The sequence below is a fragment of the Streptomyces sp. BK340 genome (assembly GCF_007827595.1).
GTDB lineage: Bacteria > Actinomycetota > Actinomycetes > Streptomycetales > Streptomycetaceae > Streptomyces.
Genome location: NZ_VISR01000030.1, coordinates 96,684 through 117,307, shown reverse-complemented (window position 1 = coordinate 117,307; position 20,624 = coordinate 96,684). Strand labels below are relative to the sequence as shown.

At 73.3% G+C, this 20,624-nt stretch carries 17 protein-coding genes; 8 read left to right on the top strand and 9 right to left on the bottom strand.

Translation table 11 applies throughout. From position 1 onward, the window contains the following. Entirely contained in the window at nt 1-1,746 is a 1,746-nt protein-coding gene (treZ, locus tag FB157_RS38240; RefSeq protein WP_145885327.1) for a malto-oligosyltrehalose trehalohydrolase, read from the bottom strand. A gap of 174 nt (nt 1,747-1,920) precedes the next feature. Between treZ and FB157_RS38235 the strand changes: the two genes are divergently transcribed. Next, nucleotides 1,921-2,472, top strand: a complete 552-nt coding sequence (locus FB157_RS38235) for a DUF1707 and FHA domain-containing protein (protein ID WP_145885326.1) — start codon at nt 1,921-1,923, stop codon at nt 2,470-2,472. Between the two features lie 103 nt (nt 2,473-2,575). Next, nucleotides 2,576-2,989: an SSI family serine proteinase inhibitor gene (locus FB157_RS38230; RefSeq protein ID WP_145885325.1), complete on the top strand. Its 414-nt coding sequence runs from the start codon at nt 2,576-2,578 to the stop codon at nt 2,987-2,989. A 57-nt stretch (nt 2,990-3,046) separates the two neighbouring features. On the opposite strand, the gene FB157_RS38225 is transcribed toward FB157_RS38230, so the two are convergent. Continuing rightward, a complete protein-coding gene (locus FB157_RS38225; RefSeq protein WP_145885324.1) occupies nt 3,047-4,297 on the bottom strand; it encodes a M14 family zinc carboxypeptidase in 1,251 nt (416 codons plus the stop codon). 135 nt (nt 4,298-4,432) lie between these two features. Next, nucleotides 4,433-5,911, bottom strand: a complete 1,479-nt coding sequence (gene lpdA, locus FB157_RS38220; protein WP_145885323.1) for a dihydrolipoyl dehydrogenase — start codon at nt 5,909-5,911, stop codon at nt 4,433-4,435. 97 nt (nt 5,912-6,008) lie between these two features. On the opposite strand from lpdA, the gene FB157_RS38215 reads away from it, so the two are divergent. Then, the gene (locus tag FB157_RS38215; protein WP_145885322.1) at nt 6,009-6,950 is read left to right on the top strand and encodes a LysR family transcriptional regulator; all 942 of its coding nucleotides are present in this window, start codon (nt 6,009-6,011) and stop codon (nt 6,948-6,950) included. Nucleotides 6,951-7,064: 114 nt separating this feature from the next. On the opposite strand, the gene treY is transcribed toward FB157_RS38215, so the two are convergent. The 3 genes from treY to glgX all read right to left on the bottom strand — a co-directional run bounded on the left by treY (nt 7,065) and on the right by glgX (nt 12,676). Beyond that, the gene (gene treY, locus FB157_RS38210) at nt 7,065-9,434 is read right to left on the bottom strand and encodes a malto-oligosyltrehalose synthase (RefSeq protein WP_186581873.1); all 2,370 of its coding nucleotides are present in this window, start codon (nt 9,432-9,434) and stop codon (nt 7,065-7,067) included. Between the two features lie 34 nt (nt 9,435-9,468). After that, nucleotides 9,469-10,230, bottom strand: a complete 762-nt coding sequence (locus tag FB157_RS49505) for a hypothetical protein (protein WP_186581872.1) — start codon at nt 10,228-10,230, stop codon at nt 9,469-9,471. A gap of 313 nt (nt 10,231-10,543) precedes the next feature. After that, on the bottom strand, nt 10,544-12,676 hold the full coding sequence (glgX, locus tag FB157_RS38200; protein ID WP_145885321.1) for a glycogen debranching protein GlgX: 2,133 nt from the start codon (nt 12,674-12,676) through the stop codon (nt 10,544-10,546). A gap of 197 nt (nt 12,677-12,873) precedes the next feature. On the opposite strand from glgX, the gene FB157_RS38190 reads away from it, so the two are divergent. The 4 genes from FB157_RS38190 to FB157_RS38175 all read left to right on the top strand — a co-directional run bounded on the left by FB157_RS38190 (nt 12,874) and on the right by FB157_RS38175 (nt 17,242). Next, nucleotides 12,874-13,683, top strand: coding sequence for a Tat pathway signal sequence domain protein (locus tag FB157_RS38190; RefSeq protein WP_145885320.1), 810 nt, complete (start codon nt 12,874-12,876; stop codon nt 13,681-13,683). 60 nt (nt 13,684-13,743) lie between these two features. Next, nucleotides 13,744-15,063, top strand: a complete 1,320-nt coding sequence (locus FB157_RS38185) for a copper amine oxidase (protein WP_145885319.1) — start codon at nt 13,744-13,746, stop codon at nt 15,061-15,063. A 103-nt stretch (nt 15,064-15,166) separates the two neighbouring features. Further along, complete coding sequence (locus FB157_RS38180) at nt 15,167-16,408, top strand: SAV2148 family HEPN domain-containing protein (RefSeq protein ID WP_145885318.1); 1,242 nt, start codon at nt 15,167-15,169, stop codon at nt 16,406-16,408. Between the two features lie 102 nt (nt 16,409-16,510). Beyond that, a complete protein-coding gene (locus tag FB157_RS38175; RefSeq protein ID WP_145885317.1) occupies nt 16,511-17,242 on the top strand; it encodes a 3'-5' exonuclease in 732 nt (243 codons plus the stop codon). A 10-nt stretch (nt 17,243-17,252) separates the two neighbouring features. Here FB157_RS38175 and FB157_RS38170 read toward each other — a convergent pair whose 3' ends face one another. Together FB157_RS38170 and FB157_RS38165 are read right to left on the bottom strand one after the other, a co-directional pair. Continuing rightward, nucleotides 17,253-17,750, bottom strand: coding sequence for a YbaK/EbsC family protein (locus tag FB157_RS38170; RefSeq protein WP_145885316.1), 498 nt, complete (start codon nt 17,748-17,750; stop codon nt 17,253-17,255). After that, nucleotides 17,720-18,715 carry a DMT family transporter gene (locus tag FB157_RS38165; protein ID WP_145885315.1) on the bottom strand — a complete coding sequence of 332 codons (996 nt, stop codon included), beginning with the start codon at nt 18,713-18,715 and terminating at the stop codon, nt 17,720-17,722. Before FB157_RS38165 ends, FB157_RS38170 begins: the two co-directional genes overlap by 31 nt. A 94-nt stretch (nt 18,716-18,809) precedes the next feature. Here FB157_RS38165 and FB157_RS38160 point away from each other — a divergent pair, with 94 nt between their 5' ends. Continuing rightward, nucleotides 18,810-19,718, top strand: coding sequence for a LysR family transcriptional regulator (locus tag FB157_RS38160; protein WP_145885314.1), 909 nt, complete (start codon nt 18,810-18,812; stop codon nt 19,716-19,718). A gap of 21 nt (nt 19,719-19,739) precedes the next feature. On the opposite strand, the gene FB157_RS38155 is transcribed toward FB157_RS38160, so the two are convergent. Further along, nucleotides 19,740-20,603 (bottom strand): phosphotransferase enzyme family protein, encoded by an 864-nt coding sequence (locus FB157_RS38155; protein WP_145885313.1) that lies wholly within the window; start codon nt 20,601-20,603, stop codon nt 19,740-19,742. Between the last annotated feature and the right edge of the window lie 21 nt (nt 20,604-20,624).

The window sequence follows — 20,624 nt, the reverse complement described above, 5'->3', positions numbered from 1 at the left end:
TCAGGGCTGGATCAGCACCACGCACGACTCCCCGGGCACCTGCAGCAGCCCGTCCCGGCCCGGCGCCGCCACCGGTTCCCAGGCGGCCAGGACCTGCACCCGTCCGGTGCCCAGCGGGATCGCCGCCTGCTCCTTGCCCAGGTTCACCGCCACCCGGACGTCCCCGCGCCGGAACGCCAGCCAACGGGCCTCCTCGTCGTAGGCCACCTTCGTGTCGGCCAGGTCGGGATCGGTGAGGTCCGGCTGCTCCCGGCGCAGCTCGATCAGCCGCCGGTACCAGGCCAGCACGCGCGCGTGGGGCTCGCGTTCCGGCTCCGACCAGTCGAGGCAGGAACGCTCCCGGGTCGCCGGGTCCTGCGGGTCCGGTACGTCCTCCTCGGCCCAGCCGTGCTGAGCGAACTCCCGCCGCCTGCCCCGCCGTACCGCGTCCGCCAGCTCCGGGTCCGTGTGGTCGGTGAAGAACTGCCAGGGCGTGCCGGCCGCCCACTCCTCGCCCATGAACAGCATCGGCGTGAACGGCGCGGTCAGCGTGAGCGTGGCCGCGCAGGCCAGCAGACCGGGGGAGAGCAGGGACGAAAGGCGGTCCCCCTGCGCGCGGTTGCCGACCTGGTCGTGGGTCTGGCTGTAGCCCAGCAGCCGGTGCCCCGCCACCCGCGCCCGGTCCAGCGGCCGGCCGTGGCCGCGGCCCCGGAAGCTCGAGTAGGTGCCGTCGTGGAAGTAGCCGCCGGTGAGCGTCTTGGCGAGCCCGGCGAGGGGAGCGCGCGCGAAGTCCGCGTAGTAGCCCTGGGACTCGCCGGTCAGCGCGCAGTGCAGGGTGTGATGGAAGTCGTCGTTCCACTGGGCCTGCAGCCCGATGCCGTGCTCCGCGCGCGGGGTGATGATCCGCGGGTCGTTCAGGTCGGACTCGGCGATCAGGAACAGCGGGCGGCCCAGCTCGCCGGCGAGGGTGTCGACGGCCGCCGACAGCTCCTCCAGGAAGTGGCACGCGCGCGTGTCGCGCAGCGCGTGCACCGCGTCCAGGCGCAGCCCGTCGATCCGGTAGTCCCGCAGCCAGGCCAGCGCGCTGCCCGCGAAGTACGCGCGCACCTCGTCCGAGCCGGGCGCGTCCAGGTTCACGGCGGCGCCCCACGGCGTGTGGTGGGTGTCCGTGAAGTACGGCCCGAACCGGGGCAGATGGTTGCCGGACGGACCCAAGTGGTTGTGCACGACGTCCAGCACGACACCCAGGCCCAGTTCGTGGGCCCGGTCCACGAACCGCTTCAGCGCCTCGGGGCCGCCGTACGGCTCGTGCACCGCCCACGGCGACACCCCCTCGTACCCCCAGCCGTGCCGTCCCGGGAACGGGCACAGCGGCATCAACTCCACGTGGGTGACGCCCAGTTCCACCAGGTGCCCGAGGCGCCCGGCGGCCGCGTCCAGGGTCCCCTCGCGGGTGTACGTGCCCACGTGCAGCTCGTAGAGCACCGCACCGGGCAGCTCGCGCCCCGCCCACGCGGAACGCCACGCGTACCTCCCGTGGTCGACGACCGCGCTCAGGCCGTCCGGGCCGTCCGGCTGACGGCGCGAACGCGGGTCCGGCAGCACCGCACCGTCGTCCAGTGCGAACCCGTACCGCGAGCCGTCCTGCGCCGATGCCTCCCCCGTCCACCAGCCGGCGCGCCCGGAGTCGCGCTCCAACGTGTGCGTGGCGCTGTCGCAATGGAGCGTCACACTGTCTGCCTGCGGTGCCCACACCTCGAACTGCACGGACGGTTCCCCTTCGTCTGCTCACCGTGATGTAGTCCGTCCATCGTGCCGCGAAAGCGATCAATCCGCTTTCGAATCCGCCCTTTACCGGCAGGTGTCGTGGAACTATGCGTGTGCGGTAACCGTTCTCCGCGTTTCTGGACACCGGGGGTTCACTGCCCGACAATCACCAGCGTGACGTCGTCTTTCGAGATCCCCATGTACCCCGCGCGGCTGTCCGACGCGGAGCGCGACAAGGCGCTGCAGGTGCTGCGAGACGGCGTCGCCATGGGCCGTCTGTCGCACGACACGTTCGTACGCCGCATGGAACTCGCGCTCGCCGCGCGCCGCGCCGACGAACTCGAAGCCCTCACCGCGGACCTGCCCCGCGAGAAGCGCCTCTCCCGCGCGGTCTTCGGCACCGTCGAGGCCGTCTCCGGCTTCACCGTACGACTGCGCCGGGCCTGGCAGGCCGAGCGGCTGCCCAAGCTGCGGCTGCCGAACCCGGCGAACGGCCATCCGCTGCGCATCGGCCGCGACCCCGCGAACGGGCTGCGCCTGAACCACGAGACCGTCTCCCGCGTGCACGCCGAACTCCGCCGCCAGGGCGACATGTGGGTCCTCAGGGACCTCGGCTCCACCAACGGCACCACGGTCAACGGCCGCCGCGTGGTGGGCGCCGTCGTGGTCCGCGAGGGCGACCAGGTCGGCTTCGGGCGGATAGCCTTCCGGCTCTCTGCGGACTGAGACACCGTCCCGCATTCGAACTGACGCACCGCTGTGCGCCCGTACGGTCCCGTTCGGGCGAGTCGGGCTGCAGAACGCGGGCCGCCGCGCCGATGCTTCGGGAATGACGTACATCACCCGAGCGACAGCGGCCGCAGGCGCCCTGCTGGCGTCCGTCGGCCTGCTCGCCGCGGGCCCGGCCCAGGCGGCACCGCGCCCCATGCTCACCGGCAACTGGCTCGACCTCACCGTCACCCGCGGTGACGCCCGGACCGGTTACACACGCCACGCACTGCTGCTCTGCGACCCGCCCCTCGGCCACGCGCACGCGGCCGAGGCCTGTGCCGAACTCTCGGCCGCCGACGGCGACATCGACCGCATCCCGCCCAAGAAGATCTTCTGCACGATGATCTTCGCGCCCGTCACCGTCCACGCGCGCGGGCGGTGGCACGGACGGTCGGTCGACTTCCGGGAGACGTACTCCAGCAAGTGCGTCATGAGCGGGCGGACGGGAGAGGTGTTCGCTCTGGACGACTGAGTCCGGCCCGCGCGGCGGGTACGGCGGACGGCGGGCGCGGGAGGCTTCGCGGAGGCCTCACGCCGCCCGTTCCCGGGCCTGCTGGGCCGCCACCAGCACCGTCCGGGACTGGTGCTCCACCTGGTTCTCCAAAGGCACCCAGCGGGCCCGGAAACGCTCCGCGAACGCCTCGCACCAGGAGGCGACCAGCTGTTCGAGCAGGGGCGCCGCCCGGTCGTCCGTCTCCCGCAGCACCCGCAGCAGCATCGCCGCCGCCCGCAGCGGCAGCCGCCGCCCGAAGGCGTCCACACTGCCGACGTACGCCATCGTCGTGCCGGCCGGCGGTGTGTGCATCCAGTCCTGCGCCAGGCCCGGTATCAGCTCCAGCGCCCACCGCGCGGCCCGCAGCAACGGCCCGTCCGCATCCTCCAGCCGGGGCAGCACCTCGGCGAGCACCCGCTCCACCTCCAGCGAGTCCCGCAGCAGCCGCTGGGCCAGGCGGCGTATCGCCGCCGCCGGTGCCGGGTGCGGCGCCGGGTCGTCCACCAGGTCGCTGGCCCACATCGGCACCTCCACCACGGCCGTCAGACCGCCGTAGCGGTGCGCGTGGTACCAGGTGCTGTGCCGCGCGTCGTCCGGCAGGCTCGGGTAGGCGACGCCCGTCTCCGGTCCGGGCATCACATGCACCCCGGGCCCGGAGGCGGGCCAGCCCGCGGCGTCCGAGGCACCTGTCTCGACCGGGATGTGCAGCTCGGCGGCCGACTTGGCGAACGGCTCCGCCAGGCCCGGCACGTCCTTCGTCAACTGCACCCAGCTGCCGCCGAGATCGGTGCCGTGCAGGGTCACCTGGAGATAGGGGCGCAGTTCGTCGATCACCCCGGTCAGGGCCCGAGTCTCGGGCGGCAGGCGGTCCGGCGGGAGCACCGCGGGGGACCACTCCGGCTGCTCGGCGCCGGTCGGCCGGTAGAAGCCGAGGTGGTAGTCGAGCAGACTGCGCGGCGCCGGGGTGACATGCAGGCTCGCGCCGTCCGGGTCGGCGCACAGCAGGAAGTGCCAGGAGGTGTCGGCCCGCAACTCCCGCTCGGCCAGCACCCGTTCGGCCAGCACCCGGAGGGTGGAGCCGCCCGTCGGCTCGTTGGCGTGGGCGCCCGCGACGACCAGTACGGCGCGGCGGGCGTGTCCCACCGACAGCAGGTGCAGTGGCCGGCCGGCTCGCGAGAGGCCCACCTGCCTGAGCGCACACAGCCCGGGCTCCTGAGCGGCCAACGCTCGCGCGGAGGCGACCAGTTCGGGAACGCTGGGGTAGCGCAGCTCCGGCAGGAGACTCACCCCCGACTTGTCCGCCCGGCTTCGCCCTCCCAGTGCCGCACGGCGTGGGTGAACTGTCAAGCACACGGTCAGGAGGCTCCAGGGGGCGCCCGGACGCATTCACGGGCGGTGCCGGACCGCCGCGCCCCCGGGGTCTCACTGCTGGTGCAGTCCGCGTCCGGCGAGCGTCAGGAACACCTCGCCCACCGCCTCCGACAGCGTGGGGTGCGCGTGCACGTGCCGGGCCACGTCCGAGGGCTGGGCGTCCCAGCCGACGATCAGCTGGCTCTCGGCGATCATCTCCGACACGTTCGGTCCGACCAGGTGCACACCGAGCACCTGCCCGCCGCCGGCCTCGGCGACGACTTTCACCATGCCGCCCTGCCCATGCACCATCCCCTTGGCGACGGCGGTCAGCGGCATCGTGCCGACGTCGACCTCGTGGCCGCGCGCGCGTGCCTCCGCCTCGCCGAGCCCCACGGAGGCGGTCTGCGGCGACGAGTACGTCACCCGGGGCACGGCCGCGTAGTCCACCGGAGCCGACGGCAGCCCGGCCAGTGTCTCGGCCACCAGCAGGCCCTCCGCGAAGGAGGCGTGGGCCAGACCGAGCGAGGGCGGCGGCAGCAGGTCGCCCACCACATGGATCCCCGGTACGGCCGTCTCCAGCCGGCTCCAGTCCGCCGGTTCGACGAACCCCCGCTCGTCCGTCGTCAGCCCGGCGGCGGCCAGGTCCAGGCCCTCGGTGACCGGCGCGCGGCCGACGGCGACCAGCAGCCGCTCCGCCTCCACGGTCCGGGTCTCCCCGCGGGCGGTGCGCACCCGCGCGCGTACGCCGTTCTCCAGCACCTCCGCGTCCAGCAGCCGCGCGCCCGCCTGCACGTCGACGCCCCGCTTCCTCAGGCCGCGGGTCAGATGCCGGCTCACGTCCGCGTCCTCCAGCGGCATGATCCGGTCGGCGGCCTCCACCAGAGTGACCTCCGCGCCCATCGACCGGTGGAAGGAGGCGTACTCCGCCCCGATCGCACCCCCGCCCAGCACCAGGACGGACCCCGGCAGCCCCGGCGCGAACAAGGCGTCGTCACTGGTCACCACGCGCCGCCCGTCGGGCACGAGCCCCAGGAGCGTGCGCGGTCGCGAGCCGGTCGCGAGGACGATTCCGCGGCGTGCGGTGAAGTCGAGCGCATCGCGCACGGATTCGGCGTGCACGGCATCCGCGTGCGCGAGCGTGGAGTCGGCTTGCACGCTTTCCACGCGCACCGTGCGGGCTCCCGTCAGCCGCGCACTCCCCCGCACCACTCGTACACCCGCGTGTGCCAGATGCGCCTCCACCCCCTTGTGGTTGCGCGCCACGATGTCGTCCCGCGTGGCCACCAGCGCCGGCCAGTCGACGGACTCCAGCGTGGCCTTCACACCCCACCGTTCGCGGGCCTCGACGATGCCGTCGACGAGCTCGGCGGCGTGCAGCATCGCCTTGCTGGGGATACAGCCGCGGTGCAGACAGGTCCCGCCGACCTTGTCGCGTTCGACGAGGACGACGTCGAGACCCAGGGCGGCGGCGCGCAGGGCGGTGCTGTACCCGCCCGTGCCGCCGCCGATGACGACGACGTCCGGCGTGTGCGTTGCTTCTGTGCTCATGACCTCCACCCTCCGTCCCTCCCTTGCCATGAGTCCAAGGCAATGTTTTTGTGGAACCGATGCAGGATCCTCATGGGAAGGCTGGGAAGGCGGCACGGTGAGCCTGCGACAGATGGAGTACTTCCTGACGGTCGTCGAGGAGGCGTCCTTCACCCGCGCGGCGGAGCTGCTGCATGTCACCCAGCCCGCGCTCTCGCACCAGATCAAGGCCCTGGAGAAGACGGTCGGCGGCGACCTGCTGGAGCGCATGCCGCGCGGAGTGCGCCTCACCCCGATGGGCCGTGCCTTCCTGCCGCACGCGGAGCTGGCCGTCCGCAGCGCCGCGCAGGCCCGCCGGGCGGCCCGCGCCGCCGCCGGCGCCGAGGGCGGCGAGCTGCACATCGCGGCCCTGCACTCCATCGCCGTCGGCGCCCTCCCCGACGTCTTCGCCCGTTGGCGTGCGGCCCACCCCGGAGTCCTGCTGCGCCTGCGCGAGTACGCCACCTCCGAGGCCCTGGAGGAAGCGGTCCAGCGCGGCACCGCGGACCTCGCGATCGGTCCCGAGCCCGTCGGCGCGCCCGGCACCGTCGTACCGGTCGGCGAGGAGGAAGTCGTTCTCGTCGTGCCTTTCGACGACCGGCTCGCGGGGCGTACGAGGGTGACGCTGCCGGAACTCGCCGACCGCGCCTGGATCCGCTGCGCCATGGAACCCGTCGTCCACGGCGAGCGCTTCCTCGACTGGGCGTGCGGACAGGCCGGATACCGCCCCCGGACCGCCGTGTGGACCGAGCACACCTCCACGGCCGTGCGCATGGCCGCCGCCGGGGTCGGGGTGTGCGTGGCGCCCGCCCACGTCGTGCGGGGCGCCGTCGGCGAGGACTGCGTCGTCCTCACCCCGGACCCGGCGTGGAGACGCGCCCTGACGGTCTACACGCGCGTGCCGCCCACCGGAGCGGCCGAGGCCTTCGTGAACCTCCTGTGCACCACCTGGCCCTCGCTCGGAGGAGCCGCCCCCCGGGAGCACGAGGACCACACCCTGCCCGCCGCACACACCGGCTGACCGGGCCCGTCCCCGCGGCCCCCAACGGTCCGCTCCGGAGGAGTGCGAGGTCTGCGCCGTGCCCGGCGCGCGAGCGGGCGGCGTCCGCCTCTCGGCCCTGCGGGCGTCAGTCCCTCAGTCCTCGGCCTGCCGCTCCAGCAGTGCCACCGGCAGCCGCTCGAAGAGGTCCGCCACGCGCGCGTGCCCGGTGAACTCCCGCCCTGGGGTCAGGATGTCCGCCCAGCTGCCCGGCGGGAGCTCCAGCCGTGTCTCGCGCCAGCCGCCCGACTCGGCCAGCCGCAGGGACAGGCGGGTCACCGCCGTGACCACCGTGCCGGAGCGCGTGAACGCCACGCAGTGCTCCGCGGCCGGTCCGTCCGCGGTGAGCGGGGCGTACGCGGCCGCCGTGCCGAAGGCGTCGGGCCGCCGCGCGCGCAGCCGCAGGGCCGCCGCAGTCAGCGCGTCCTTCTCACCGGGTGCCGCGGGGGGAAACGACACCGGCCGTCGGTTGTCCGGGTCCACCAGGGCCCGGTACTCGCCCTCCGTGCCCTGGTACAGGTCGGGCACCCCCGGCATCGTCAGATGGACCAGCGCGGTGCCCAGGACGTTCGCCCGGACGTGCGGCTCCAGTGCCTTGCGGAACGCCACCACACGCTCTCCCGGAGGCCCGCACGGCCCGGCCGTGACGAAGGCCGCCGCCGCGTCCTCGTAGGGCGGCTCCTGCTCCGTCCAGCTCGTGTACATGCCGGCCTCGCGCACATGCTTCAGCAGCGCCCCCTGGACCCGCTCCTCCTCCGCCGAGCCCAGCCCGAAGACCGTCTGCCAGGCCGCCCAGGCCAGCTGCCCGTCGGGCACGCCCTCCTCGGCCAGGGTCACCTCGGCCAGCAACTCCGCCCAGCGGTCCGGGCACTCGGTGAGCACGGCCATGGCGGCGCGCACATCGGCGCTGCGCTTGGTGTCATGGGTGGACACGACCGTACCGGTGCCGGGCCAGTCGCGCTGTACGCGCGCGCAGTACGCGTGGAAGTCCTCCGGGGACACGCCGGGCGCGCCGGGGTCGCCGCCCACCTCCGCCGCGGACAGCAGCGGCACGTACCGGTAGAACGCCGTGTCCTCCACGGCCTTGGCGCGCAGTGCCGACGCGGTCTGCGCGAACCGGGAGCGGAACTCCGCCCGGTCGCCGTGGTCCGGCGCCGACGGGTCACCGGGCGCCTCGACCAGCAGCCGGCGCACGATGCCCACGGCCTCGGCCTCCTCGGGCACCACGAAGGCCAGCCGGGCCTCCTCGGCGGCCTCCTCGGTGACGACGGCGGCCGCGTCACCGGAGGCGTACGGGCGGTACACCCGCAGCCGGACCAGCAGTTCCTCCAGGGCCGTGCGCAGCGCCCAGGGCGCCCGGTCGCGCAGCGAGAGGTCCGGGGAGGCGGCGCACAGCCGGGCGGCCACCCGGGTGAGCCGGTCGGTCTCGGCGGCCAGCTCGTGCGTGATCACCTTGTAGGCGGCCCGCCGCGCCGTGGCCTCCCAGTTGCCGCCCCGGTCCGTCTGCGGCGCCGCGAACGCCCGGTACCGCCCCAGCAGTTGATACGCCCCCGTGCGGTCCGTGAACAGGCCGTCGACGTGGCGCAGGGCGTCGTAGCCCGTGGTGCCCGCGACGGGCCAGGAGGCGGGCAGCCGCTCACCGTCGGCGAGGATCTTCTCCACGACCGTCCAGCGCCCGCCGGTCGCCTCGTGCAGCCGCTCCAGGTAGCCGTCCGGGTCCGCGAGGCCGTCGGGATGGTCGATCCGCAGTCCGTCGACCACGCCCTCCGCGAGCAGCTGCAGGATCTTGGCGTGGGTGGCGTCGAACACCTCCGGGTCCTCGACCCGCAGCCCGATCAGCTCCGAGATGCTGAAGAAGCGCCGGTAGTTCAGCTCGGTGCGGGCCAGCCGCCACCACCCCGGGCGGTACCACTGTGCGTCCAGGAGCTGCGCCAGGGGCAGTTCCTCGGTGCCCTCGCGGAGCGGGAACGCGTGGTCGTGGTAGCGCAGGACACCGGCGTCGACCACCAGGTGGTCCAGCTCCGTCCCGAGCGGACCGCCGAGCACGGGCAGCAGCAGGCGTCCGCCCTGCGCCTTCCAGTCGATGTCGAACCAGCGCGCGTACGGTGACCCGGGTCCCTCGCGCAGCACCTCCCACAGGGCGTGGTTGTGCCGGGGGGCCATGGCCATGTGGTTCGGCACGATGTCCACCACCAGACCGAGGCCGTGCTCCCGCGCGGTGTCCGAGAGCGCGCGCAGCCCCTCCTCGCCGCCCAGTTCCTCGCGCACGCGCGCGTGGTCCACGACGTCGTAGCCGTGCGTGGAGCCGGGGACGGCCTCCAGGACGGGGGACAGATGCACGTGCGAGACGCCGAGCGAGGCCAGGTACGGTACGGCCGCCGCGGCGGCGGCGAACGGGAACGCGGGCTGGAGTTGCAGCCGGTAGGTGGCCGTGGGCACCCCCGGTCCGGGTCGCGCAGAAGTCATGGAAACCTACGTACCCAGCCCGCCGGCTTTCGTGTCATCGCCTCTGCACGCACCCACGCGCGCTGCTCGTCGCCCGTACGAGCGGTTCGCTGACCGCCGCGGGACCGGCCGGCGGCGCGCTCGCCCTCGGCCAGGTGGCCTGCGGGCCGCTGGTGGGCCGGCTCGCGGGCCCCGGAACGGGCAGCGGACGGTCGTGCTCGCGTTCTCGCTCGCCAACGCGCTGGCCGTGGCAGCTCTGGTCGCCGGCGCCCTGACCGGCCTGTCCGCGCCCGTCCTGGCCCTCCTGGGGGCGGTGGCGGGCGCCACCGTGCCGCTCGTCGGCCCGCTGGCCCGCACCCGGCTGCTCGCCCTCGCCCGCCGCGCGGGCGCCCCCGAGCCCACCGTCGGCGCCGCGCTCTCCTTCGAGGGCACCCTGGACGAACTGTCCTTCGTCCTCGGCCCGGCCCTGGTCGGTCTGGCCGCGGTCCTCGCCCACCCGGCCTACGCACTGGCCGGCGCGGCCCTCCTGGTGGCCACCTGCGGCACCGGCTTCGCCCTGCACCCGACCGCCCGTGCCGTCCGTCCCGGTCCGCAGCGCGCGCGTGCCGCGACCGCGGCCCGCGCCCCCATGCCCCGCTCCGCCCGCGCCCTGTGCGCCGCCCTCGCCCTCCAGGGCGCCATGTTCGGTGCCTGCCAGGCGGGGATCGACCAGCGCCCTGGTCGGCGGCCAGGCCCTCGCGGTCGCCGGCACCGGCCGCCTCGCCGAGTCGTACGGCCTCCCGGCGGCGAGCACGGCGGCCGCGCTCGCCTTCGCCATCGCTCTGACGGCCCGTCCGGCGGCCTGCCCGGGGCAGCCCGAAGGCGCCCCGCACACACGCGTGCACGACGAGCTGACGGACGGGGCGCCGGATGCGGCACCGCCCGCGGGAGCGCCGCTGTCCGCTCCGCCGGCCGCCGCAGGCGCAGCGGATGCCGAGGCCCGCCGCGGGGCTCCGCCGCGTCGGTGACGAACGGCGGGGCCCGGTCCGGTTCCCTGCCGCGGTGGAGCAGGGTCCGTCGCCGCCCGGCGCCGAGACGGCCGCCGGCCGCCGGGCGGACACGCACCCTGCAACGACCGCGGAGCCCCTTCCTCAGGCGGGCCGCTGCAGCACCGTCAGACTCCGGTCCGGCAGGGTGATGCGGTCGCCGGCCGCGACCTTCGCGCCGGTCCCCGGCGGCACCCCCTCCGTGCGGGCCGTGTCGACGACGACCTGCCACTGCCGGCCGTGGTCGACCGGCACCAGGAAGTCCAGCGGCCCGGGCGAGGCGTTGAACATCAGGAGGAAGGAGTCGTCGGCGATCCGCTCCCCGCGCGGACCCGGCTCGGAGATCGCGTTGCCGTTGAGGAACACCGTCAGCGCGGACGCCTGCGCCGAGTCCCAGTCCCGCTGGGTCATCTCGGCGCCCTCGGGGGTGAACCAGGCGATGTCGGACAGATCGTCGTGGGTGCCCTCCACCGGCCGCCCGTGGAAGAAGCGCCGCCTGCGGAACACCGGGTGGTCCCGGCGCAGCCAGACCATCGCGCGGACGAACTCCAGCAGGTCGCCGTCGACCTCGCCCCCGCCCTCGCCCCCCTCCTCGGGCCACTCCACCCAGGACAGCTCGTTGTCCTGGCAGTAGGCGTTGTTGTTGCCGCGCTGGGTGCGGGCGAACTCGTCGCCGTGGCTCACCATGGGCACGCCCTGGGAGAGCATCAGCGTGGCGAAGAAGTTGCGCATCTGGCGGGCGCGCAGCCCGAGCACGGCCGGGTCGTCGGTCTCGCCCTCCGCACCGCAGTTCCAGGACCGGTTGTGGCTCTCGCCGTCCCGGTCGTCCTCGCCGTTGGCCTTGTTGTGCTTGCCGTTGTAGGAGACGAGGTCGTGCAGCGTGAAACCGTCGTGGCAGGTGACGAAGTTGATGGAGGCGAGCGGGCGGCGGCCGTCGTCCTGGTAGAGGTCCGAGGAGCCGGTCAGCCGGGAGGCGAACTCGGCGAGCGCCCGCGGCTCGCCCCGCCACAGGTCCCGGACGGTGTCGCGGTACTTGCCGTTCCACTCGGTCCACAGCGGCGGGAAGTTGCCCACCTGGTAGCCGCCCTCGCCCACGTCCCACGGTTCGGCGATCAGCTTCACCTGGGAGACCACCGGGTCCTGCTGCACCAGGTCGAAGAACGACGACAGCCGGTCCACCTCGTGGAACTGCCGGGCCAGGGTCGCCGCGAGGTCGAAGCGGAAGCCGTCGACGTGCATCTCGGTGACCCAGTAGCGCAGCGAGTCCATGATCAGCTGGAGGACGTGCGGGGACCGCATGAGCAGCGAGTTCCCGGTGCCCGTGGTGTCCGTGTAGTAACGGGGGTCGTTCGCGAGACGGTAGTACGACGGGTTGTCGAGGCCCTTGAAGGACAGCGTCGGGCCCAGGTGGTTGCCCTCGGCGGTGTGGTTGTAGACGACGTCCAGGATGACTTCGATGCCCGCCTCGTGCAGCGCGCGGACCGCCGACTTGAACTCCAGGACCTGCTGGCCGCGGTCGCCCCAGGAGGCGTAGGCGTTGTGCGGGGCGAAGAAGCCGATGGTGTTGTAGCCCCAGTAGTTGCTCAGCCCCAGATCGGCCAGCCGGTGGTCGTTCACGAACTGGTGTACGGGCATCAGCTCCAGCGCCGTCACGCCCAGCTTGGTCAGGTGCTCGATGATCGCCGGGTGCGCGAGCGCCGCGTACGTGCCGCGCAGTTCCTCGGGCAGGCCCGGGTGGCGCATGGTCAGGCCCTTCACGTGGGCCTCGTAGATCACCGTGTGGTGGTACTCGGTGCGCGGGAGCCGGTCGTCTCCCCAGTCGAAGTACGGGTTGATCACCACCGAGGTCATGGTGTGCGGCGCCGAGTCCAGGTCGTTGCGCCGCTCGGGGGCGCCGAAGTGGTAGCCGTACACCTCCTCGCCCCACTCGACGGCACCGCTGATCGCCTTCGCGTACGGGTCGAGCAGCAGCTTCGCCGAGTTGCAGCGCAGTCCGCGCTCGGGGGCGTACGGGCCGTGCACCCGGAACCCGTACCGCTGTCCCGGCATGACGCCCGGCAGGTACGCGTGCCGCACGAACGCGTCGCTCTCGCGCAGTTCCACCGCCGTCTCCGAGCCGTCGTCGTGCAGCAGACACAGCTCTACTCGGTCCGCGGCCTCCGTGAAGACCGCGAAGTTGGTTCCGGCGCCGTCATAGGTGGCGCCGAGCGGATACGCCTCGCCAGGCCAGACCTGCATGGACACGACTCTTTCAGGTGGGCCGCCCCGCCGGGGCCGCGTTGACTCCGAGTCTGCCCGAAAGTGAGGGAACCACCTGTGACTTACGCCCCTCTTACCGGCCGACCAGTGCATGCGGCGAACGCACTACCTGCCGTGTGCCGAACCAGTGGGGCAGACACGTACTCCCGGGGACCTTGGGGGAGTAGGGGGAAGATGTGCGCGAGATAGTGCACCGCCATCTGGGCAAGGTGGTGGCGGGTGCGGCCCTGGCAGTGGCCGGGACCGCGGTGATGGTGGGGATCACCCTGCCGGGCACGGCAGGGGCCGACGAGTCGGGAGGACCGAACGGCACGCAGGCCGCGCAGCAGGCGGGACAGGGCCCGGACGCGGTCCAGCCGGGTGTCGTGGAACAGGCGCCCGCCGAGGGGAAGAAGGGCACCGGCCGTGACCCGCTGACCGACGACGAGATCAACCGCGTCGCGAAGCTCGCCATGAACCAGCAGCTGCTGAACACGGGTGAGAACGTCGACGGCGGCCACGGCCCGCAGCGGCTGAGCGTCGATCTGGCCGACCCGGAAGCGAACGAACTGGACGACCCGAACGCGCCGCGCCGGGCCGACGTGACCTTCTACGACTACAAGACCGACACGCTCGTCACCAAGACGGTCGACCTGGAGACCGGCAAGGTCGAGCGGACCGGCACCCAGCACGGCGTCCAGCCGCCGCTGAGCCGTGCCGAGAACGCCGAGGCGGCGAAGCTGCTGATCGCCGACCCGCTGGGCGCGGGCCTCAAGGCGGACTACAAGGACGCCACCGGCCACGAGCTGACCTCTCCGGACCAGCTGCTGCTCAACGGCGCCGTCTACCGGGCCACTCCGGGCGGCCGGCCCGCCGCGCTCGACAAGTGCGGCGAACACCGCTGTGTACGGCTGTTCCCGAAGGTCAAGAACGGCCCCTGGATCGACGCCCGGTGGCTGGTCGTCGACCTGAGCGCCCGCAAGGTCGCCAAGCTCGACCGTCGCTGAGCGACGGCAGCCCACCGTTCACTTTCCGACTTGCTCGTCCTGCAAGGGAGCCTCTTCGTCATGCCCGTCAACCGAATCAGCCGTGCCCGCGCGCGGGCGGCCGTCGGCGTCACCGTGGCGGCACTGGCCGCCGGTGCCGCCGCCGGTGCCGGACCGGCCGTCGCCCAGCCCGGGTCCGCGCCCGCGGCGGCCGCCGACTGCAGCACGGCCTACAAGATCGAGCAGAAACTCTCCAGCGGCACCACCTGGCGGATGTGCTGGCGCTACGACAGCAAGGCCGGCCTCGTCCTGGAGAACGTCTCGTACCAGCCCAAGGGCGAGACCAAGCCGATCAAGGTCCTCAACAGCGCCCGCCTCGCCCAGATCGACGTCCCCTACGACGACGGCAGCGTCGAGTACGACGACCTGACCGGCTTCGGCTTCGCCCAGGGCCTGGTCAACCTGGCGCCGGGCGAGTGTCCGGGCGGCACCATCAAGAGCGTCCGGGTCCCGGACGCCTGGGACCCGCAGCACCCGGACGTCAACGGGCTGTGCACGACCACGCGTTCGCGCGGCCACGCCTACCGCATGCAGGGTGACAGCGCCAACAAGGTCTTCCAGGCGCAGGGCAAGGACCTGCTCGTCTACACGGTCAACCAGGTCGGCTGGTACGAGTACATGACCGAGTGGCGCTTCCAGGACGACGGCACCGTCAACATGAACGTCGGCGCCACCGGCAGCCTCTCCTACGACGACTACGACGCCGGCGACGGACGCGGCTGGCCCATCGGCAAGGGCGCCAAGGCCTACGCCACCAGCCACAGCCACAACGTCTTCTGGCGGCTGGACTTCGGCCTCGACGGCTCCTCCAAGACGAAGGTCGAGCAGTACGACTCGGCCGTCACCGCCCCCGCGCACGGCCAGCAGGCGCCCACCAACAAGACCACCCGCACCAAGGTCACCAAGGAACTCGCGGGCGACTACAAGACCTACCGCTGGTGGCGGATGGTCAGCGCGACCGGAAAGAACCAGGACGGGCACGCCCGTTCGTACGAGATCGTCCCCGGCCCCACCACGAAGTACCCGGGCCGCAGCTTCACCAAGCACGACGTGTACTTCACCGAGTACAACAAGTGCGAGCAGTTCGCCAGCAACAACCCGGGCGCCTGCCCGGCCGGTGCGGGCAAGTCCGTCGACAAGTGGGTCAACGGCCAGACGCTCACTCACCCGGTGGTCTGGATGAACGTCGGCTTCCACCACATAGCCCGGGACGAGGACCAGCAGCCCATGCCGATCCACTGGCAGGGTTTCGCCATCTCCCCGAGGGACGTCACGGCTATGAATCCGCTCACTCCGGACGCGCTGGCGTGGCAGAACGGCCACTGGCGACCGCGTAGTTGAGAAACCGACCTGTCCATCCGGCTGCATCGCCGACCGCTCCCGGAGTACCCTTCCTTGATCGTTGAGACGGGGAAGGCCCGGGGTGGCGGAAGGCGGTGCACGGGTGGGCTCGGGAGGGCTGGAGCTGCCCCCTGGTGACGAGGGTCACGAGGGAAACTCCACAGACGTCCCGCCCGGCGCGGTGTCCCTGGCCCGCCCGATGGACGCTACGGGGTCCATCGGGCCGGAACTGGACTGGGACGCCGACGCCTGGCTCGAGGTGCGCACCCGCGCCCAGCGGGCGGGCCGGGCCTACATCTGGCTGAACCTCGTGGAACAGCGGCTGCGCGCGGTCGTGGCCGCCGTGCTGCGCCCCATCTACGAGCCCGTCCACGGCGACGAGTGGGTGGTGGCCGCGGCCGGGCCCGCCGGGCAGGAGTGGGTGCAGCGGGCGGTAGCCGTCCGCGAGGTCAGCCGCCGCAAGGGCTATCTGCTCGACCCGGCCGACGACAACGTGCTCAGCTTCCTCACGCTGCCGCAGCTGCGCGAGCTGATGGTGCAGCACTGGCCGTGCTTCGAGCCGTACTTCGACGAGCGCCGCGACCTCGAACTCGCCCTGGACGAGCTGGAGGTGACCCGTAACGTCGTCTCCCGCAACCGGGCGCTGTCCGGCGCGGTCCTGGACCAGGCCGAGCGGGCCTCGGCCCGGCTGCTGGAGACGCTGGGCGCGGGCGGCGACGTGCCCTCCGCGCGCCGGCTGCCCGTCGACGCGGTCGAGGACCTGGTCGGCGACCGGTACGCGGACGTCGTCGCCGTCCATCCCGACCGGGTGCGCCTGATGCGCCGGTTCCCGGCCGAGGACATCTTCGGGGGCGCCCGCCGCCTCGACGCCATCGGCATCGGCCTCAACCTGCTGGTGCAGAACTTCTCCGGACGCCGTCTGGTCCGGCTCGCCGAGTCCGGCTGCCGCGTGCGGCTGCTCTTCCTCAACCCGGCCTCCAGCGCGGTGAAGCGCCGCGAGCGCGAACTCGGGATGAAACGGGGCGAACTGAGCCGGTCGGTCGAGATGAACATCCTGCACATGCGCCGGGTGCGGTCCCGGCTGCGCGACCCCGGCGCCTTCGAGATCCAGGTCTACGACGAGACGCCCCGTTTCACCGCCTACCTCGTGGACGGCGACGGCGCCGACGGCATCGCCGTGGTGCAGTCCTATCTGCGTGGGGCGCGCGGGATGGAGTCGCCGGTGCTGGTGCTGCGCAACGGCAGCCGGCTGGTCAAGTCGAACGATGTGGTCGAAACCGGACTCTTCCCGATATATCGCGAGGAATTCGAGATGGCTTGGGCGGATTCGCGCCCGGTGTCCTGAACCGTCCACCCCGGCAAGCGGAACGCGGTCCTCGGATTGTCAGTGCCGCGTGCGATGGTGGAGGCCACTGGGGGAAAGCACCACCAAGAAGGGGGGCCGCCGATGGGCTGGCACCGGGAGCTGCTGATCGGCTTCGACCTGGAGACGACCGGGACCGATCCGCGCGAGGCGCGCATCGTCACCGGCTCGGTGATCGAAGTCAGGGCCGGTGAGCCCCTGGGGCGCCGGGAATGGCTGGCGGATCCGGGCGTGGAGATCCCGGCCGACGCGGTCGCGGTCCACGGCATCAGCAACGAACGCGCGGCGGCCGAGGGCAGCCCCGCCGACCAGGTGGCCGACGCCATCGCGGACGTCCTGGTCTCCTACTGGAAGACGGGCGTCCCGGTCGTCGCCTACAACGCGGCCTTCGACCTCAGCCTGCTCTCCGCGGAGCTGCGCAGGCACGGCCTGCCCTCGCTCTCCGACCGGCTCGGCGGCCGCGCCCCGGCCCCGGTCGTCGACCCCTACACCATCGACCGCCGGGTCGACCGCTACCGCCGCGGCAAGCGGAACCTGGAAGCGGTCTGCGCCGAGTACGGCATAGTCCTCGACGCGGCCCACAACGCCTCGGCCGACGCCCTTGCCGCGGCCCGGCTCGCCTCCGCGATAGCCGACCGCCATCCGAAGATCGCGTCCCTGGGGCCGGCCGAACTGCACCGCAGACAGATCGACTGGTACGCCGAGTGGGCGGCGGACTTCCAGGCGTTCCTGCGCCGCAAGGGGGACGCGGACGCGGTGGTCGACGGGGTGTGGCCGCTGCGGGAGCCGGCGGACCTGGCGGACGAGAAGGTCTGAGGCGGGCAGGTCACGCGGGGGCGGGGCTCGCGATGCGGGCCACCCGCGGGCCGGCGAGCCGCGCGTAGTCGGTGCCGGCGAGACACAGCGAGCGGTCGAGCCGGGCGGCGTTGAAGTACAGCCGCGGCCCGGCGACGACGTCCGGATCGGCGACGAGTTCCAGTTCGGGATCGAAGCTGAACGGCAGCACGGTGCCGGGCACCGAGCGGGCGAGCCGCTCGGCTGTCTCGGCGTCGCTGAAGCCGACGTACCGTGCCTCGAACAGCGCCTTCACGGCGTCCAGATCCACCCGCCGGTCCCCGGGGACGACCGCGAGGACGTGGCGCGTGGTGCGGCGGTCGACCTTGACCCGCAGCACGATGCACTTCGCGGCCTCGCTCATCGGATGGCCGCGCAGCGCGCTGACGGTCTCGGTGGCGCCCTCGGGCGCGTGGTCGATGAGGCGGTAGTCGACGCGGGATGCGTCGAGCAGGGAGATCAGCTGCTGATAGGTGTCGTGGTCCGGCATGGGGCTTCTGCTCCGGTCCTCTCGGGGGACGTGGCCGGCGCGGATGCGCCGGCGGTGTCGGTGGTACCGGGACCGAGGGCGGTCTCGGCGGTCCGGTGGGCGCGTTCCACGGCCTGGCCCCAGTATGTGCCGGTGACCATCAGGGCCGCGCCCAAACCGGTGAGCGGGGTGAGATGTTCGCCGCCGAGGGCGATGCCCACCGCCGCGGCCCAGACGGGCTCGGTGCCGAGCAGCAGACTGGCCCGGCTGGCGGAGGTGCGCTGCACCGCCCAGGTCTGGACGAGGAAGGCGAACACGCTGCAGAAGAGGGCGAGATAGACCAGCTGGGTCCAGGTCGCTCCGTCGGCTCGGGCCAGCGCCGGCAGATCGCGGGCGGCGGGCACGAGGAACAGCGCGGTGCCGACCAGGGTCTGCACCGTCGTCAGGTGCAGCGGGCGGATCGCCCGGCCCGCGGTGAGCCGGCCCACGAGGGCCACGTGCACCGCCCGGACGCAGGCTGCGGCGAGCATCAGCAGGTCCCCGAGGCGCGGCGCGTGGAAGCCGTTTCCGGACATGAGCAGACCGACGGCCAGGACACAGACGCCGGCCGCGGCGAAGAAGGCGGGAGGCGGACCGGCGCGGCGCCCGGCGCGGTCGAGGAGCGGGGTGAGCACGATGGTGAGGCTGATGATCAGACCCGCGTTGGCGGCCGTGGTGTGGGCGACGCCGTACGTCTCCACGACCAGGACGGAGGCCTGGGTGACCCCGAGCGGCAGGCCCACGCGCACCTCGTCGCGGGTCCACCCGCGCAGACCGCCCCGCGCGGCGACGAGACCGAGGCAGGGGATCGCGGCGAGGGCGTAGCGCGCGAACAGGACGAGGAGGACGGGCAGGGCACTCGCGGCCGTCTGGGCGGACAGATAGCTGGAACCCCAGACGAGCGCGACGAGCAGGAGTACCGCGTCGGTACGGCGTGCGTCGGTCACCCGCCCACGGTGCACCGCCGGGGTATCTGAAGCCCAGAGCCACTTCCTTAAACGATCTTTTAGCGAACCTACATCGTCGCCCTACACTGACGGCGTGGACGAACGGCAGCTGAGGATCCTGCGGGAGCTGGGCGAGCTGGGCAGCGTCACCGCGGTCGCCGAGGCGCTGCTGGTGACGCCGTCGGCGATCTCGCAGCAGCTGCGGCTGCTGCAGCGCTCGATCCCCGTGCCGCTCACCGAACGGCAGGGGCGGCGCCTGGTGCTCACCGACGCCGGCCAGGCGCTGGCGGACGCGGCCGTCGAGGTGGAGTCGGCGCTGGCCCGGGCCCGGCACGCGGTCGAGGAGTTCGCCGGCAGACCGGACGGCGAGGTGTCGGTGGCGGCGTTCCACAGCGCGGGCGCGGCGTTCTTCCCGCTGCTGCTGCGCGGCCTCGCCGGGCCGGGCACGCCGACGGTGGCGCTCGCCGACGAGGACGTACCGCAGGAGGACTTCCCCCGGCTGACCCGTGCCTACGACCTCGTCCTCGCCCACCGCCTGGACCACGCCCCGCCCTGGCCGCGCACGGTGACCGTGACCACCCTGCTGCACGAGCCGCTCGACGTGGCGATGCCCGCCGGGCATCCGCTCGCCGCCAAGCGGCGGGTGACACCGCGCGATGTCGCCGACCTCCCGTGGATCACCGTGCACGACGGGTTCCCGGTCATGGCCACCATCGAGGCCATCGCCGCGGTGGCCGGCCGACGGCTCCGACTGGCCCATCGCATCAACGAGTTCGCGGTGGTCGCCGAGGTCGTCGCCGCCGGAGGCGGGATCGCGCTGATGCCGCGCTGGACCATGCGCCCGCACCCGGCGCTGGTCCTCCGGCCGCTCAGCGGCGTCCGGGCGACACGGCACATCGACGTCCTGTGCCGCCCCGAGCGCACGGCCAGGAGAGCGGTGCGCACGGTCCTGACGGAACTGAGGCGGGTGGCGCGGACGATCCAGGGCGAGGGGACTGCCTGAGGGGTCCGGGCCGACCGGCACTCAGAAGGGATACCACCGCACCGTCTCGTCCCCCTCGCGCAGGGACGCCACCCGGCGCTCGAACTCGGCCAGTGCCTTGGGGTTGCTCGGCGCGTGCTGCGCCACCCACGCACAGCTGGCCGTCTCACGAGCGCCGCGGAGCACCCCGCAGCCCTCCCACTCCCGTACGTCCCAGCCGTAGGCCCCGGTGAAGGAGTCGTACGCCTCGGCGGGCAGTCCGTAGCGGTCGCGGGAGAGAGCCATGACGACCAGGTCGTGCTCGCGCAGGTCGGCGGAGAAGGTCTCCAGGTCGACCAGGACCGGGCCGTCGGGGCCGACGTGCACGTTGCGGGGCAGCGCGTCGCCGTGGATCGGCCCCGGCTCCAGACGGGGCGTCAGCGCGGCCGCGGCCGCGGCGAAGCCGTCCCGGCGGGCCCGCAGGTAGGCCGCGTCCTCGGGGTCGACCGCAGTGCCCGCGAGCCGCAGCCAGCGCTCCACGCCGCCCAGCAGGTCACGGGGCGGCAGCGCGAAGGGGGGTGAGGGGAGCGCGTGCACGATCCGCAGCAGCTGCGCGAGATCCCGGGGCTCGGCCGGCCGCACCGGCTCGGCCAGCCGGTGCCACACGGTCACCGGGTGCCCTTCCACCAGCAGCGGCTTCGGCTCGGCCGCCCGCACCGCGGGTACGTCCGCCTCCGCCAGCCAGCCCGCGATGTCCAGCTCGCGCCGGGCCCGCTCCAGCAGTTCGGCGTCCCGGCCCACCTTCACGACGAGGTCGCCGGCGGCGAACACCGCGTTCTCACCGAGGGCGAGGAGCCGCGCGTCCCGGGCCGGGCCCGGCAGCACCTGCGCCGCGGCCAGTACGTCCCGCGCCCGTGCCTCGTCCATCGTCCGCCTCCGTGCCGTTCG

Coding starts and splice junctions, on each gene's coding strand:
- FB157_RS38185 (WP_145885319.1), top strand. CDS start 13,744: ATGCCCGTCAACCGAATCAGCCGTGCCCGCGCGCGGGCGGCCGTCGGC.
- FB157_RS38230 (WP_145885325.1), top strand. CDS start 2,576: ATGACGTACATCACCCGAGCGACAGCGGCCGCAGGCGCCCTGCTGGCG.
- FB157_RS49505 (WP_186581872.1), bottom strand. CDS start 10,230: ATGGCGAAGGCGAGCGCGGCCGCCGTGCTCGCCGCCGGGAGGCCGTAC.
- treY (WP_186581873.1), bottom strand. CDS start 9,434: ATGACTTCTGCGCGACCCGGACCGGGGGTGCCCACGGCCACCTACCGG.
- FB157_RS38155 (WP_145885313.1), bottom strand. CDS start 20,603: ATGGACGAGGCACGGGCGCGGGACGTACTGGCCGCGGCGCAGGTGCTG.
- FB157_RS38175 (WP_145885317.1), top strand. CDS start 16,511: ATGGGCTGGCACCGGGAGCTGCTGATCGGCTTCGACCTGGAGACGACC.
- glgX (WP_145885321.1), bottom strand. CDS start 12,676: ATGCAGGTCTGGCCTGGCGAGGCGTATCCGCTCGGCGCCACCTATGAC.
- lpdA (WP_145885323.1), bottom strand. CDS start 5,911: ATGAGCACAGAAGCAACGCACACGCCGGACGTCGTCGTCATCGGCGGC.
- FB157_RS38170 (WP_145885316.1), bottom strand. CDS start 17,750: ATGCCGGACCACGACACCTATCAGCAGCTGATCTCCCTGCTCGACGCA.